Source organism: Rhodoferax sp. GW821-FHT02C08, from assembly GCF_059421805.1.
The window spans coordinates 94,759-109,808 of the sequence record NZ_JBWKVR010000008.1; the positions used below are offsets into that span (position 1 = coordinate 94,759).

17 protein-coding genes are annotated in these 15,050 nt (G+C 64.0%); 10 read left to right on the forward strand and 7 right to left on the reverse strand.

The annotated features are described in order from the left end of the window. Positions 1-95 precede the first annotated feature (95 nt). A complete protein-coding gene (locus AC07VY_RS12095) occupies positions 96-1,250 on the forward strand; it encodes an ABC transporter substrate-binding protein (RefSeq protein WP_495097640.1) in 1,155 nt (384 codons plus the stop codon). A gap of 21 nt (positions 1,251-1,271) precedes the next feature. On the opposite strand, the gene AC07VY_RS12100 is transcribed toward AC07VY_RS12095, so the two are convergent. The 3 genes from AC07VY_RS12100 to AC07VY_RS12110 are packed head-to-tail and all read right to left on the reverse strand — an operon-like array spanning position 1,272 to position 3,306. Next, positions 1,272-1,700, reverse strand: coding sequence for an HIT family protein (locus AC07VY_RS12100; protein WP_495097639.1), 429 nt, complete (start codon positions 1,698-1,700; stop codon positions 1,272-1,274). Position 1,701: 1 nt separating this feature from the next. Further along, the gene (locus AC07VY_RS12105; RefSeq protein WP_495097638.1) at positions 1,702-2,565 is read right to left on the reverse strand and encodes an isocitrate lyase/PEP mutase family protein; all 864 of its coding nucleotides are present in this window, start codon (positions 2,563-2,565) and stop codon (positions 1,702-1,704) included. Positions 2,566-2,592: 27 nt separating this feature from the next. After that, on the reverse strand, positions 2,593-3,306 hold the full coding sequence (locus AC07VY_RS12110) for a GntR family transcriptional regulator (protein ID WP_495097637.1): 714 nt from the start codon (positions 3,304-3,306) through the stop codon (positions 2,593-2,595). A gap of 72 nt (positions 3,307-3,378) precedes the next feature. Between AC07VY_RS12110 and AC07VY_RS12115 the strand changes: the two genes are divergently transcribed. The 3 genes from AC07VY_RS12115 to AC07VY_RS12125 are packed head-to-tail and all read left to right on the forward strand — an operon-like array spanning position 3,379 to position 5,522. Beyond that, positions 3,379-4,134: a DUF3025 domain-containing protein gene (locus AC07VY_RS12115; protein ID WP_495097636.1), complete on the forward strand. Its 756-nt coding sequence runs from the start codon at positions 3,379-3,381 to the stop codon at positions 4,132-4,134. Between the two features lie 51 nt (positions 4,135-4,185). Next, on the forward strand, positions 4,186-5,061 hold the full coding sequence (gene htpX, locus AC07VY_RS12120; protein ID WP_495074176.1) for a protease HtpX: 876 nt from the start codon (positions 4,186-4,188) through the stop codon (positions 5,059-5,061). Continuing rightward, positions 5,058-5,522: a GNAT family N-acetyltransferase gene (locus AC07VY_RS12125; RefSeq protein ID WP_495097635.1), complete on the forward strand. Its 465-nt coding sequence runs from the start codon at positions 5,058-5,060 to the stop codon at positions 5,520-5,522. Before htpX ends, AC07VY_RS12125 begins: the two co-directional genes overlap by 4 nt. Before the next feature lie 42 nt (positions 5,523-5,564). On the opposite strand, the gene dbpA is transcribed toward AC07VY_RS12125, so the two are convergent. Next, positions 5,565-6,995 carry an ATP-dependent RNA helicase DbpA gene (gene dbpA / locus AC07VY_RS12130; protein WP_495097634.1) on the reverse strand — a complete coding sequence of 477 codons (1,431 nt, stop codon included), beginning with the start codon at positions 6,993-6,995 and terminating at the stop codon, positions 5,565-5,567. Positions 6,996-7,123: 128 nt separating this feature from the next. Between dbpA and AC07VY_RS12135 the strand changes: the two genes are divergently transcribed. Next, positions 7,124-7,522, forward strand: coding sequence for a hypothetical protein (locus AC07VY_RS12135; RefSeq protein WP_495074173.1), 399 nt, complete (start codon positions 7,124-7,126; stop codon positions 7,520-7,522). Positions 7,523-7,624: 102 nt separating this feature from the next. Here AC07VY_RS12135 and AC07VY_RS12140 read toward each other — a convergent pair whose 3' ends face one another. From AC07VY_RS12140 to AC07VY_RS12150, 3 genes are read right to left on the reverse strand one after another with little or no spacing between them, the layout of a single operon-like run. Beyond that, entirely contained in the window at positions 7,625-8,836 is a 1,212-nt protein-coding gene (locus tag AC07VY_RS12140; RefSeq protein WP_495097633.1) for a phospholipase A, read from the reverse strand. After that, positions 8,833-9,279, reverse strand: a complete 447-nt coding sequence (locus tag AC07VY_RS12145; RefSeq protein ID WP_495097632.1) for a hypothetical protein — start codon at positions 9,277-9,279, stop codon at positions 8,833-8,835. Before AC07VY_RS12145 ends, AC07VY_RS12140 begins: the two co-directional genes overlap by 4 nt. Beyond that, positions 9,276-11,369, reverse strand: coding sequence for an ATP-dependent helicase (locus AC07VY_RS12150; RefSeq protein WP_495097631.1), 2,094 nt, complete (start codon positions 11,367-11,369; stop codon positions 9,276-9,278). The genes AC07VY_RS12145 and AC07VY_RS12150 overlap by 4 nt, the downstream gene beginning before the upstream one ends. A 173-nt stretch (positions 11,370-11,542) precedes the next feature. Between AC07VY_RS12150 and AC07VY_RS12155 the strand changes: the two genes are divergently transcribed. From AC07VY_RS12155 to AC07VY_RS12175, 5 genes are read left to right on the forward strand one after another with little or no spacing between them, the layout of a single operon-like run. Further along, on the forward strand, positions 11,543-12,052 hold the full coding sequence (locus AC07VY_RS12155) for a type IV pilin protein (RefSeq protein ID WP_495097630.1): 510 nt from the start codon (positions 11,543-11,545) through the stop codon (positions 12,050-12,052). After that, complete coding sequence (locus AC07VY_RS12160) at positions 12,046-12,654, forward strand: pilus assembly FimT family protein (protein WP_495097629.1); 609 nt, start codon at positions 12,046-12,048, stop codon at positions 12,652-12,654. Before AC07VY_RS12155 ends, AC07VY_RS12160 begins: the two co-directional genes overlap by 7 nt. Beyond that, positions 12,651-13,085, forward strand: a complete 435-nt coding sequence (gene pilV, locus AC07VY_RS12165) for a type IV pilus modification protein PilV (RefSeq protein ID WP_495097628.1) — start codon at positions 12,651-12,653, stop codon at positions 13,083-13,085. The genes AC07VY_RS12160 and pilV overlap by 4 nt, the downstream gene beginning before the upstream one ends. Further along, on the forward strand, positions 13,085-14,401 hold the full coding sequence (locus AC07VY_RS12170) for a PilW family protein (protein ID WP_495097627.1): 1,317 nt from the start codon (positions 13,085-13,087) through the stop codon (positions 14,399-14,401). The genes pilV and AC07VY_RS12170 overlap by 1 nt, the downstream gene beginning before the upstream one ends. Before the next feature lie 8 nt (positions 14,402-14,409). Next, entirely contained in the window at positions 14,410-15,018 is a 609-nt protein-coding gene (locus tag AC07VY_RS12175; RefSeq protein WP_495097626.1) for a pilus assembly PilX family protein, read from the forward strand. Positions 15,019-15,050: the final 32 nt, after the last annotated feature.

Consider the following 15,050-nt stretch of genomic DNA (forward strand, 5'->3'; position numbering starts at 1 on the left):
ACTGTACATTAATATTCAGGCGCAGAAAATAGCCGGTTACCACGGCAGCTGCATATAGTCCTCAGCAGGACATTGACCGATCCAGGAGACAAAAAATGAGCATCCAGCGCAGAACCCTCATCACCGCCGTTGGCGCCACCGCCTTGTGCAGCAGCGCGCCGCTGTGGGCGCAAGGCGAGATCGTGAAAATCTTCAATGTGGTGGAGCTTTCCGGGGCTGGGGCCACGGCGGGCACCATGTTCAAGTCGGGCATAGAGCTGGCTGTGAAGGACATCAATACCGCAGGCGGCATCCTGGGCCGCAAGATCGAGGTCACGAATATGGACACCCAGACCAACCCTGGCGTGGCCAAGGGTCTGGTGGTGCGGGCGATTGATGACGGCGCGTTTGCCATCTTCGGCCCGGTGTTCACCGGCTCCATCCTGGTCAGCCAGACCGAGACGCGGCGCGCCGAGGTACCCAATTTCACTGCGGCCGCCGGAGCCCTGGTAACCCAGCAAGGCAGCCCCTACATCTTCCGAACCGGTCTCACACAGACCAACTCCATGCCCAAGGCGGCGCGCTACATTGCGCAGAACCTGAAGGTGAAGAAGGTGGCGGTGATTTTTGTGAACAGCGACTTCGGCAAACCCGGCCGCGACGCCATCACCAGCGCGCTCAAAACCTACGGCGTGGACGTGGTGGCCGATGTTTCCACTGAAGCCGGCCAGGTGGACTTCTCTGCCGCCGTGGTGCGCACCAAGCAGGCCAATGCCGACGCGGTGTTCGTCTACCTGAACGAAGAAGAGTCGGCCCGCGCGGTGCGCGAGTTGCGCAAGCAGGGCTGGGACAAGCCCATCGTCGGTGATGTCACTCTGCTGGGCCAGAAGGTGATCGACTTGGCCGGTGACGCCGCCAATGGGGTGGTGGGACACACCGAGATGTCGGCCGATGCGCCGATTGCCGGGATCAAGATGGTGCGCGATAAGTTCGTCAAGGCCTATAACTTCGTGCCCGACCACAACGGCATCAAAGGCTACCAGGGTGTCTACATGCTCAAGGCTGCGATCCAGAAGGTCGGCAAGTTCGACCGCGTGGCCGTGGCCAAGCAGCTGCACGGCATGACCATCAAGGTGGCGGACGAGCCCGGCGTGCTGATGGACGTGACCTTTGACGACAAGGGCGACATCGACCGCGAAAGCTTCATCATCGAAATCAAGGGTGGTAAGCCCGTGGTGAAGGACGTCTTGCCGCCGCTGGGCAAGGGTTAAATCGGCCGCTAACGCAGGTATTTACTGCAGTAGCAGCTGCAGTTTTTGTAGCGTTGCCTGGAAGTCGGCGTCGGGCAGCGCTACCGGTCTGTCTTGCGTCAACACAAAGGCCTGACCCCAGTTGGGCCCGTTGCGGGTCTTGGGCACCAGGTGCATGTGGATATGCTCGTTCAGGTCGCCGTAGATGGCGTAGTTCACCTTGTCGCAGTGGCCTAGCTGGGTGATGGCGGCGGCCACCTGCGCCACCTCCTGCATGAAGCCGCCCAGCACCTCAGGCGCCAGCTCAAACAATTCCCGCGCATGCTGTTTCAGCAGCACGATGCAGCGACCCCGGTGCGTCTGGTCGCGCAGCAGGAACACGCGTGAATGCTCCAGGTCGCGGATGTGGACCATCAGGCTGTCCAGTTCCGCCAGGGTGGCGGTGCAATAGCGGCAAGCGGGTGTGGTCATGTCAGGCTCCGAATCTGTCGTCCAGGTCTTTGTGGAAATCCAGGTCCACCAGGGCGCTGAATTCTGCGTAGCTGACCATGCCGCCTGCGCTGCCGCGTGGTGTGCCGGCACGCTGCAGCTCGGCCAGCGCATCGGACACGGCTTTCACTGCGGTGAATAGAGCCGTCACTGCGTAGAACACCACGGAGAAACCCATGTCCTGCAGGTCCCGCGCGGTTAGCGCAGTAGTCTCATTGCCATCGACGATGGACACCACCTTGGGCCCCGGCACGGCCTTGGCGATGGCCTCCACTTCGGTGATCTTTTTGATGCCATCGACGAACACCAGGTCCACGCCTGCGGCCTGGTACAGATGGGCGCGGCGTATGGCTTCCTCCAGGCCCATGGCGGGCAGGGCGTCGGTGCGGCCGATCACCAGCAGCGGGTCGCTGCCGCGGGCTTCGATGGCGCACTGCAAGCGCAGCGCGTTCTCCTGTGCGTCCATCAGGCGGATGCCGGCCATCTGGCCGCAGCGCTTGGGTGCCACCTGGTCTTCCAGGTGGATGGCGGCCACGCCGGCCTGGATGTATTCGCGCACCGTACGCTGGATGTTGGACGGACCGCCGTAGCCAGTGTCAGCGTCGGCAATGATGGGGATGTCCACCACCCGCGCCATATCGCGCGCATGGGTGGTCATCTCGGTCTGGCTCAGCAGCCCGATGTCCGGCGTGCCGAGGCGGCTGGCGGTGGCGCCAAAGCCGGTCATGTAGACGGCGGGGAAGCCGGCTTTTTGCACCAGCCGGGCAGTGATGGCGTCGGGCGCGCCGGGCGCCATGACGATCTTGCCGCTCTGTAGCAACTGCTGAAGTCGGAGGGTGGGATGCATGGGGGGAGCTCCTGGTGACGCGGTGGTTCAGGCGCTGGGGCGCAGCTTGGGCAATAGCGCACTGGCTTCCAATAGCGCGGTGGCGCTGGCCAGGCGGAAGGCGTCCACCGTACGGCCCACGTGCAGATTCAGCAATTGCTTCAACTGCTCGAAGTCGCCTGCGTCTACGCAGCGGATGATCTGCGCATGCTCGTCCATGGACACGCTGCGGGCGTCTGAATACTGCTTGGACATATGCGTGCGCAGCGCCGCGATCTTGCCCGACACAAGGGCGTAGGAGTTCACCACATAGGGGTTGCCGCAGTGGGCAAACAGCGCTTCGTGGAAGGCCGAGTCGCAATGCCCATACGTCACATCGTCGTCCGCGGCAATCGCGTCCTGCATCTGCTGGTAAATGCCTTGCAGCGTGGTCAACGTGGCCTCGCGACGCAGCGCGCGCGACAGCATGGCGCCGTGCAGCTCCAGCATGGCGCGGAAGTCGCAGATCGCCTGCACATCGGCCTCGTCTGGCTGGAATACAAAGCTGCCGCGCTTGGAGCGGATCACCACCAGGCCGGTGCTTTGCAGCAGCGTCAGTGCATCGCGCACCGGTGTACGGCTCACGCCAAATGACTCGGCCAGTGTTTCCTCCGAGATCATCTGGCCCAGTGCAAATTCACCGTCAATAATCGCCTGCCGCACACGCTGGGCCACGATTTCCGTGAGCGACTTGGGCATCTCGATGTCAAATTTTTGGGCCATGGTTCGGGTTCCTTCTGGCGTGCGGGTGGCACAAGAATGCATTGTAGTTTTTATGAAGGACTAAGGTTCTGTATGCAAGATACAAACAGCGAAACGGAGGGGGTGGATTGGGCTCAGCCCTGGCTGCAGCCTCTGCGCGCGCTGGGCGAACCTGCTGGCCAAGCCTGGCAGCAGGGAGCGAGCGTGGCCGCTGCCTTGCACGCGGTCGGCCCGGCGCCAGTAGGCTTTGTGCCGCAAAGCGCCTTGCCGCCCGGCGAGGCCTATGAGGCCTTTATTTCCCGCACCCGCACCGTGCCCACGCGCGACAACCTGCACGACTTCTTCAACGGCTTATGCTGGCTGCATTTCCCGCAGACCAAGACCCGGCTGAACCAGTTGCAGGCGGCCGAGATTGCGGCGGCAGGCGTCAAGCCCTTGCGCGGCCCGGTGCGCGACGCGCTGACGGTGCTGGACGAGAACGGCGCCTTCCTCATCGCGCCGCCCGCGCTATGGGAGGCGCTGCAGACCCGCGATTGGCAGCGCTTGTTCGTCACCCTGCGTCCGCTGTGGGGTCAGGCCCAACTGCTGATGTTCGGCCATGCCCTCATGGAGAAGCTGGTTAAGCCTAGAAAACCCATGGTGGCGCACATATACTGCGCGCCGGTAGCTATACATTCAATAGCGGATGTGGACGCGCAGGTGGCGGCCCAGCTGAGTGCCTCGGGTCTCGCCAGCAAGCCGTTCCTGCCCATGCCGGTGCTGGGCGTGCCCGGCTGGTGGCCCGAGAACACCCAGCCGGAGTTTTATGACGATGCCCAGGTGTTCCGTCCTCCGCGCTGTGTGGCTTGAACTTCTTTCACGAAACCCCATCTAAACCCCAGTCATTCCACGGGAAAAACTATGAAACGCATTCTTCTGTTCATTCTTACCAATGTCTTGGTGGTCACGGTGCTGGGCATCGTGGCCAGCCTGTTGGGGGTGAACCGTTACCTGACGGCCAACGGCCTGAACCTGGGCTCCTTGCTCGGCTTCGCGCTGGTAATGGGCTTTGGCGGCGCCATCATTTCGCTGCTGATGAGCAAGCCCATGGCCAAGTGGAGCTCGGGCGTGCATGTGATCGAGCAGCCACAGAACGCCGACGAGGCCTGGATTGTGGACACTGTGCGCCGCCTGGCCGACAAGGCCCAGATTGGCATGCCCGAGGTTGGTATTTTTGAAGGCGCGCCGAATGCCTTCGCCACCGGCGCCTTCAAGAACTCGGCCCTGGTGGCCGTCTCCACCGGCCTGCTGCAAAGCATGACGCACGAAGAAATCGAAGCCGTGCTGGGCCACGAGATCGCCCACGTGGCGAATGGCGACATGGTCACCATGACGCTGATCCAGGGCGTGATGAACACCTTTGTGGTGTTCCTCAGCCGTGTCATCGGCTACGCGGTGGACAGCTTCCTGCGCAAGGGCGACGACCGCAACAGCGGCCCCGGCATTGGCTACTACATCAGCACCATCGTGCTGGACATCGTGCTCGGCTTTGCCGCCTCTATGGTGGTGGCCTGGTTCTCGCGCCACCGCGAATTCCGCGCCGACGCCGGTGCCGCCCAGCTGATGGGCCGCCGCCAGCCCATGATCAACGCCCTGGCGCGCCTGGGCGGCCTGCACACGGCAGAGCTGCCCAAGAGCGTGGCCGCCTTCGGCATTGCCGGCAGCATAGGCCAGCTGTTTTCCACCCACCCGCCGATTGAGGCGCGTATCGCCGCTCTGCAAAACGCACAGGCATGACGCCTCTGCGCTTCCAGTGGGCGCGCATGGACGAGTTGCGCGCCCGCGACTTCCACGCCGCCAAGCTGCTGCGTGATGCGGTGTTTGTGGTGGAGCAGAACTGCGTCTACCAGGACACCGATGCCTACGACCTGCAATGCTGGCACCTGCTGGCCTGGGCGGGCGACGATCTGGCGGCCTATCTGCGTGTGACCGACCCCGGCAGCAAATACCCCGAACCCTCGCTGGGCCGGGTGCTCACCGCGCCGGCCTACCGCGGCCAGGGCCTGGGCCAACAGTTGCTGGCGGAGGCCTTGCGGCGCTGCGACCAGACCTGGCCTGGCCAAGCCAATCGCATCAGCGCCCAGCAGTACCTGCTGAAGTTCTACCAAAGCTTTGGATTTGAGGCTGTGGGCGAGATGTACCTGGAAGACGACATCCCGCATATCGAAATGCTGCGCCCCGGCATGCTGCAAAAATAATAGCTGCCAGCGCAGGTGTTACCTGCGCCAGCGCCTTATTTCTTATAAATCGGTCCGCTCCGTCAGCAGCCGCACCCGCACACTCTTGCCCTTGATCTTGCCGGCGTTCAGCTTGCGCTCGGCCTCATGGGCGATGCGGCGGTCTACCGCCACGTAGGTGGAATATTCGTTCACATTGATCTTGCCGATCTGTTCACGGGTGTAGCCGGCGTCACCGGTCAGCGCGCCCAGCACGTCGCCAGCGCGGATCTTTTCCTTGCGGCCGCCGGTGATCTGCAGCGTCATCATCGGTGGGCGCAGCGGCTCCTTGCTGGTGGGCGTCAACTCGTCCAGCTTGTGCCACTCGGATTCGCGGCCCTGCAGCACTTCGATCTTGCCGACAAAGCCCATCTCGTTCATCGACGCCAAGTTCAGTGCCAGTCCTTCCGCTCCCGCGCGGCCGGTGCGGCCGATGCGGTGGATGTGCACTTCGGAATCGGGCGTCACGTCGACATTGATCACGGCCGCCAGGTCGGCAATGTCCAGGCCGCGCGCGGCCACGTCGGTGGCCACCAGCACGCTGCAGCTGCGGTTGGCAAACTGCACCAGCACCTGGTCGCGCTCACGTTGCTCCAGCTCGCCGTACAGCGCCAGTGCACTGAAGCCTTCGGCCTGCAGCGCGTCCACCAGTTCGCGGCACCGGGCTTTGGTGTTGCAGAAGGCCAGCGCGCTTTCGGGGCGGAAGTGGTTCAGCAACTTGCCCACCGTAGTCAGGCGCTCGGACTTTTCCACCTGGTACCAGCGCTGCGAAATTTTGGTGGTGGCGTGCTGGGCCTGCACGGTGATGGTCTTGGGCGTGCGCATGAACTGCTGGCTCAGCTTCTCGATGCCTTCCGGGTAGGTGGCCGAGAACAGCAGGGTTTGGCGCTCTTTCGGGCACTGCTTGATGACGGTCACCATGTCCTCGAAGAAGCCCATGTCCAGCATGCGGTCGGCTTCGTCCAGCACCAGGGTGTTGAGGGCCGACAGGTCCAGGTTGCCGCGCTCCAGGTGGTCCATGATGCGGCCTGGCGTGCCCACCACGATGTGGGCACCGTGCTCCAGGCTGGCGTTCTGGCCGCGCAGGGCCACGCCGCCACACAGGGTGACGACCTTGATGTTCTCTTCGGCGCGCGCCAAGCGGCGGATTTCGGTGGTCACCTGGTCGGCCAGCTCCCGCGTGGGGCACAGCACCATGCTTTGGATGGCGAAGCGGCGTGGGTTCAGATTCGCCAGCAGGGCCAGGGCAAAGGCGGCGGTCTTGCCGCTGCCGGTCATGGCCTGGGCGATCAAATCTTGCCCGAGCAAGGCCAGTGGCAGGCTGGCTGCCTGGATGGGCGTCATTTGCAAATAACCCAGTTGCTCCAGGTTGGCCAGCATGGCCGGTGCCAGGGGCAGGCTGCTGAAATCGGACGAGGAGGTGCCAGAAGTGGCGGGCGTGTGCGGTGTAGTCATGCCCCGATTATCGTTGGGGGGGCGGCCGGGGCGATTGGCGGCGCTTGGGCTTCGGGTATGCTCGTAATACTTATTTGGGCGTCGCCAAAATTCGTCCACAATGAGGCCCTCCCTCCGCCGTAAACCCTATGGATTTGCAATACCAACTCAAAGGTGGCAGCTACTACCTGTACGACATGTCCACGCCTCCCAGCGCGGTCACGGGCGAGCGCCGCTTTCGGTTGAAGACGGACACGGTGGCCATTGCCTTTGACGCCAGCACCGGCGAGCTGCACCAGCATGGCGACCCTACGCGCATCCAGTCCTGGGCCATGGGTGCGCGGCGCCGGTTGCGGGCGGCGGGGGCGCAAGACAGCGCCAACGACATCGTGGTGGTGTCCGGCCCGCTGCCGGTGGACGAGCTGAACAAATGCCTGGGCATACAGGGCTACTGCCGCTGGATGCTCAAGCGCCTGGCTACCTTGCCGCACGGCAAGTTCAACACCAAACCCTTCAAACCCGCCAGCAAGGCCAGCTCTACGGTTTAGCCACCTGGGTGTGGCTCTCGTTCGTCCTGAGGTGTCGAAGGGCCTGCTAATGGAGCCCTTTGACCTCAGCCCGAACGGGCGGTGGGTGAATCCTCGTCAGTTCTAAAAATCCACCAAACTGAGGCCCACGCTCAGCACGGTGCGGCGTCGGTTGTAGTCGATCAGGCTGTCGCCGTAGCCGCTGAACAGCTGGGTGTGGAAGCGCAGGTCGCTCTTGTGGCTGTCGCTGCCGCCCAGGGCTTGCAGCCATTCCAGCCGCACCGAGCCGCGCGCGTCCTGCCGCATGGAGTGGCGCAGCGTCACGCCAAATGTGCTGTCTTTGCTGGCGTGCCACATGGCACTCAACTCGCCCCGGCCGATGTAGTCGCTGATGCCGGGGTTGTCGTCGTTGCCATTGCTTTCGTTTATGCGTTGCCAGATGCGGCCCTGCACATTCCACTGGCCGGCTTTTTCCAGCCCGGCCATCAGGTAGACGCGGTTCCAGCTGCGCGACAGCGGCAGGCTTTGGCCATTGGACTGGTGCACCAGGCCCAGGCCGCTGTAGCGCAGTTTCCAGCCTTCCAGCAGGGAGCCGGGCAGCGCCATGGTGGTGGGGTAGACGTAGACCAGCTCGGGCTCGTGGTCGGTGCTGCGGAAGGGGCGCGACAGGTCGGCGCTGAACAGCTGCCAGTACGACTGCTGGGTGTAGCCAAACCATAGCGAGTCGCGCAGGCTGGGCTCGCCCTGGGTCAGCAGGCCCTGGGCCACCTTGGTCCGCACCGACAGCTGGATGCGCGTCTCGGTGCGCTTGTAGTCGATGGCGGTGGTAGCGGTGTGGCCGGCGGCGGGCGAACTGGGCAGGTCGTTTACGCTGTCGCTACCGATCACCGACAGGCTGATCGGCCGGTAACCGCGGATGCCGAAGGTGCCGCAGTCGCTGCCGGCCTCCAGCTCCCAGAAGCGCGAGGCTTCCGAATAGCGAGTGTCTTCACAGCCCTTGTCGGCGGCGATGGCCAGGGCCACGGCGACGGGTTGTGGTGGTACCTCCGGCAGTGCGGCGGTGGACGTGGCCAGGGCAGGAGCGGGGGGGGCTACGGCCGCAGTCTGTTGCTCTGCCAGCTCGTCATAGCAAGCCAGCCGTGCCTCTTTGTCGTTTACCAGGCGCGCGCAAGACAACCAGGGTGCCGACGGCACCGGGCCAGACGACGTTGCGCTGGCAGGAGCCACATTGGTGGTTGAGGCAATGGTGGGCACGGTGTTGGACGTCTGGGCCTGCGCGGCGGTGGTCCCCGCGGCCAGCGCCAGCCCGGCGCAGATGCCTGCCAGCGGTTTCATTCCCAGCCGCTTGATTTGCGCAGCACGAAGGCGAGCGGGGTGGCGTTGTCCTGCAGTGTGTTGGTCCATAGTCCCTTGATTTCTTTACCGCACGAGCCCTCGCTCACCTGGCCTGCCCAGGTGGCGCTGATGCGCGTGCCGTCGTCTGACTCTTCGAGGTTGAAGTTGCCCTGCTCGATTTCGCCCGCCACCTGGGCCAGCTTGCCCGCGCGGTGGATGCTGCCGACCAGGCTGTCGGGTTGCTCGGGGTCTTTTTCCAGGCGCAGGCTGGCTGGGCCGGGCTGGCCGTCTATCTGCACCTGCCATTGGCCGTAGAGCTGCAGCGGGCCCAGGTCCTGGGCAGCCGGGCAGGCCGTGGCCGCTGGATTTATAAGATTTTGGCCGCTAGCGCAGGTAATACCTGCGCAGGCAGCTATCAAAAGTAGAGCATTGCGAAACTTCATGGTTCTTGTGCTGCGCGGGCAGCGGCGCTGTCCTGCGACTTCTTGGCGAATTCGGCGCGCAGTGCGCGCAGCTTTTCGCGCGGGTCTTCCTTGGCGGTGTTGGCGTCCAGCGCCATTTCCTTGATGAATCGGCTGGGCTGGGCGGCCACCATCTCGCGGCCCTTTTTCTTCCTGCGCGTCCAGCTCACGGCCAGGCTGCGTTGCGCGCGGGTAATGCCCACGTACATCAGGCGGCGCTCTTCCTGCAGCTTCTGGGTGATGTCCTCGCTGACGACCTGCTGGCGGCCTTCGTCGTCGTCCAGCTTGAAGGGCAGCATGCCCTCGGTCACGCCGGCCATGATCACGTGCGGCCACTCCAGCCCCTTGGACGCGTGCAGGGTGGACAGGGTGACCACGTCGGCTTCTTTCTCGCGCTGGCTGATGGTGGACAGCAGGGCGATGGTTTGCGCCACCTCCAGCAGGCTCTTGGTCTCGCGGACCGTTGTCGTGCCCGAATCCTCGTCGGTCTGGCCGCCGGCACGGGCGGCCATCCAGTCGCAAAACTCCAGCACATTGGTCCAGCGCGCGGCGGCAGCCTTTTCGCTGTCTTCGTTGTCGTACAGATGTTGCTCGTACTCGATGTCCTTCAGCCACTGCAGCATGAAGGCCAGCGAGTCTTCGGCGCCAATGGTGCGGCGCGCCTGGTACTCCAGGTCGTTCACATAGCGGCCGAATTCGTGCAGGCCCTCCAGCCCACGTGCCGGCACCACGGCGCCGAGTGAGGCGGCGAACAGCGACTCGAACAAGCTCAGCTTGTACTGCGTGGCGAACTCGCCCAGCTTGGCCAGCGTGGTGTGGCCTATGCCGCGCTTGGGCGTGGTGATGCAGCGCAGAAAAGCCGGGTCGTCGTCGTTGTTGATCCACAGGCGGAACCAGGCGCACAGGTCCTTGATTTCAGCCCGGTCAAAAAATCCGGTGCCGCCCGACACCTTGTACGGAATACCCGCCTTGCGCAGCGCTTTTTCAAACGGCTTGGCCTGGTGGTTGGCGCGGTACAGGATGGCGAAGTGCTTGAAGTCCTGCAGTTGCGGCCCCTGCGTCACCACCGTGCCCGCGCGCAGGCTCTGGATGCGGGCCACGGCGCGCTCGGCTTCGTGCTCTTCGTTGTCGGCGTCGATCACCCGTACCGGCTCGCCCTCGCCCAGTTCGCTGAACAGCGTCTTGGGGAACAGCTTGGGGTTGGGGCCGATCACGTTGTTGGCCGCACGCAGGATGGCGCTGGTAGAGCGGTAGTTCTGCTCCAGCTTGATCACCTTGAGCTGCGGAAAGTCCAGTGGCAGCTTGCGCAGATTGTCCAGTGTGGCGCCGCGCCAGCCGTAGATGGACTGGTCGTCGTCGCCCACGGCGGTGAAGCGCGCCGCCTCGCCCACCAGGTACTTCAGCACCTCGTACTGGGTGGCGTTGGTGTCCTGGTATTCATCCACCAGCACATGGCCCAGCACGGTCTGCCATTTGGCGCGCACTTCTTCAAAGTCGCGCAGCAGGCGCAGCGGCAGGCTGATCAGGTCGTCAAAGTCCACGCTCTGGTAGGCCGTCAGGCGTTCTTCGTACAGCGCCATCACGCGGGCGGTGATGGCCTCGTTGTCGTCCACCGCCTGGGCCGCTGCCTGCTCGGCATTCAAGCCCATGTTCTTCCACTTGCTGATGGTCCACTGCCAGGTGCGGGCGGTGGCCACGTCGGTGCTGCCGCCGGCGTCTTTCAGTATGCTGGTCACGTCGTCGGCGTCCAGGATGCTGAACTGCGGCTTCAGTCCGACGCGGAAGCCGTCCTCGCGCACCATGCGCACGCCCAGGGCGTGGAAGGTGCAGATCACCACGTCCTTGGCCTCGCGGCCAATCAGCGCCTTGGCCCGCTCGCGCATTTCCATCGCCGCCTTGTTGGTAAAGGTGATGGCGGCAATCTTCTTGGGCGCCATGCCGGACTGGATGAGCCGGCCAATCTTGTGCGTGATGACCCGCGTTTTGCCCGAGCCCGCGCCCGCCAGCACCAGGCAGGGTCCGTGCATGTAGTTCACTGCCTCCTGCTGGGCAGGGTTCATTCCGGCGGACATGGTGTGGGGGGATGCTTTAGACAAAGCTTTGGATGATAGCGGCTGAGGGGGATGGCGTACCTAGGCCCGTAGAAAGCCCGTATTTGACAACCGTTGGTCGTCCGCATGGCGCCGGCGATCGGATTTTACATAGCGTTAATAAATGGGAAATAATCCCACTTACAATGTGAAACATGTTGAATCCACCTCGCCACACTCCTCTTTTGCATTCGGCGCAGCGGTCCCCAGGCGCGCCGGGCCGTCCCGCAGCCCGAGGCTTTACCTTGATCGAGCTGATGATCACAGTGGCCGTGGTGGCGATCCTGGCGGCGGTGGCCTTGCCCTCGTACCGGGACTACATCCTGCGCGGGCATCTGGTGACCATGGCGAACGACGTGCTGGCCACCCGCGCCAAGATGGAGCAGTTCTACCAAGACAACCGCACGTACGTGACATCCACAGCCGCGCCCGCGCCATGCACCGCCACGGCGGTCACCTATACCAAGCCGACGCCGTATTCGCTGGTGTGTAGCGGCATTACATCTACGGCCTACACCGTCACCGCGACGGGTACCTCGGGCACGGCGACGGACGGCTTCAGCTACACCATCACCCAGACCGGCGTGCAGGGCAGCACCATGTCCACCGCCTGGGGTGGTGCCACCTATGCCTGCTGGATCCTGCGCAAGGGGGATACATGCTGACCCAGCGTCGATCCAGCGGCTTCACGCTGATCGAGCTGATGGTGACGCTGACCGTGGCCGCGTTGTTGCTGCTGGCGGTGGTGCCCTCGTTCAGCCAGTGGATCGCCAATGCCAAGGTGCGCAGCGTGGCGGAAGAAATCCAGAACGGCCTGCGCCAGGCCCAGGCCGAGGCCATCCGCCGCAACCGCCAGACCGTGTTCGCATTGACCAACGCCACGCCGGCATTGGCGGCCACCCCTGTGGCCAATGGCAAGAACTGGTACGTCCAGACCGTGGTGCTGACCGGCAGCGCAGAAACCAGCGCCGAGTTCGTACAAGGCAGCAATTACGGAACGCAGGCCGGTGTGGCCGTGACCGGCCCGGCAGCCGTCTGCTTCGGCTCCCTGGGCGGACTGGTGACGCTGGCCTCCACCGCCACCGGGCTGAGCACCGCCTGCAGCTCCACGGCCACCAGCTACACCCTGGTCAGCTCCAGTGCGGTCGCCGGCAACAACGCCTACCGGACCCTGAAAGTACTGCTCACTGCGGGTGGGCAGGTGCGCATGTGCGACCCCACACGCACCTTGTCTTCCACCGTGCCTGATGGCTGCCCCGCATCATGAAGCCGCCCCGCAAATTGCTGTCGCATCCCGCGCGCCCCGTGCATACATCGGGCCCGGCGCAGGCTGGCTTCGCCCTCATCGAGGTGCTGGTGTCCTTGCTGGTGTTTTCCTTGGGCGTGCTGGGCTTGGTGGCCATGCAGACCAAGGCGACTGGCTACGCCGTGGCCGCCGAGGACCGCACCCGTGCGGCCATGCTGGCCAATGAAATCATTGCCTGCATGTGGGCCGAGCAAAGCACCTCGCCGTCCACCCTCACGGCCTGGGCCGCGCGGGTAGCCGACCCTACGGTCTCGGGCCTGCCGAATGCAACGTCCAGCGTCAGCACGGACAGCAGCACGGGCATCACCACCGTCGCCATCAGTTGGAAGTCGCCGTCCAAGCTCAGTACCGAGACGAACAGCAAGTACTTTACCTACGTGGTCATACCGTGATGCGGGCCGGGCGACTTGCACGCCAGCGCGGCGTCACGCTGCTGGAGCTGATGGTGGCGCTGCTGATCGGCATGATCCTCTCGTTGGCCATGATGGTGGTGCTGACCACGGCCGAGGGGCGTAAGCGCACGCTCACCTCCACCAACGACATCAACCAGGCCGGCAACTACGCCGTCTATCTGCTTGACCAATGGGTGCGTAGCGCAGGCAGCGGCTTCACACAGGCAGCGGCCTACAACTACGGCTGCAAGCTGTATGCGAACCAGGCATCGCAAACCAATACACAGATATTGCCCACCTATAACGCGACCGCGTTGCCCGCACCATTTGCCAGCGTCACCGAGGCCACCGACAGCACCTTGGGCGTCTTCCGTCTGGCGCCGGTGGTGATACTGCCTGGCGCCACGACCCCAAGTGTCAGCGGCAAGACCTCGGATGTGCTGGTCGTCATGGGCGGCGCAGCCGGGCAGGGCGAAATCCCTACCGAGTTCTCTGGCTTCGCCTCGGCCGCGCAGCTGAACTTGACCAACACCGCCGCATTCTCCAACAGCGACCTGGTGTTGGTGGCCTCGGTGGAGCCCGATGCCAGCACATCAGGCATTACCAACTGTCTGCTGGACCAGGTGAGCGCCAGCGCGTTTTCCTCCACCGATGGGCGCGGTGGCGCGGCCTCGGCCATGCCGCTGGCGGGGGACTACCACGTGGCCGGCACCCGCTTGGCGGCACTGTCCGACAACAGCACCGCTATGCCGATGGGCAATGTGACGCTGGGCCGGCCCCCGCAGTTCCAGGTCCTAGGCGTAGGCGACAACAACACCTTGTATTCCTACGATTTGCTCAACACGGCGGCCGCCAGTACGCGCACCGTGCAAGCCCGGGCAGATGGCGTGTTTGAAATGCATGCCCTGTACGGCATAGACGCGGATTGCGACGGCAAGATCAGCAGCAGCGAGTGGTTCAAGCCCGTGACGACGGCAACCACCAGCAACCCCTATACGGTTGCCGCGTTGATGGCAGGCACCGTACAGGAAGTGCAGAACCGTCCGACCAGCGCAAGCGTACGCCTATCCAACTGCTCCAGCCTCACCACCGCCAACGACTATCTGCAGAAGATTCTGGCGATCCGCGTCGGCCTGATCCTGCGCACCAGCCTGCCAGAAAAAGACACTGTCACCACCGCCAGCAGCCTGACCCTATTCTCCGACCTGGGCAGCGGCGTGGCGTATACCCGCACGCTGACGGACGCAGAAAAGCTGTACCGCTACCGCACCGTTGAGACGACGATCCCGGTGCGCAACCCCATGATGTTGCCATGAGGCCCAGCATGCACAAATGCCGGCATACGCGCCCGCCGCACCAGGCCCAGCGCGGCATGGTGATGGTCATGACGCTGATCTGCCTGGTGCTGATGCTGGTGGCCTCGGTGGCCCTGATGCGTTCGTCCACCAACAGCCTGCTGCTGGCCGGCAACTTTGCCTTCAAGCGTGATTTGCTGAACCAGGGCGAGCGCGGTATGGCGGCGGCCGTGGCCTTGTTGAACACCGGCGCCTTGGTGACCGAGACCGCGCGTACCACCGACCAATTGACGTTGAACTACTCGGCCTCCACCCTGGCGTCGAACGCGCAGGGCATACCCCTGGTGCTGGTGAATGACAGCACCTTCACCTCGGCCGGCATGACCGACACCACGGCGATCAGCGACAGCACCGCTGGCATCACCATCCGCACCGTGATCGACCGGCAATGCGTGGCATCTGGTGCCTACAGCTCTACCAGCTGCGTATCTAGCGCGACCAAGACCAATGCAGCCCAGGCGGGCACGATATGGATCAAGCGCGCCAAGGCCCCCGGCAATGCCAGCTACCGCATCAGCGTGCGCGTGCAAGGTCCGCGCGGCACGGAAACCTACCACCAAATGATCGTGTCGCAGTGAGCGACATCGCCATACCCCGCCCTCGGCCGCAG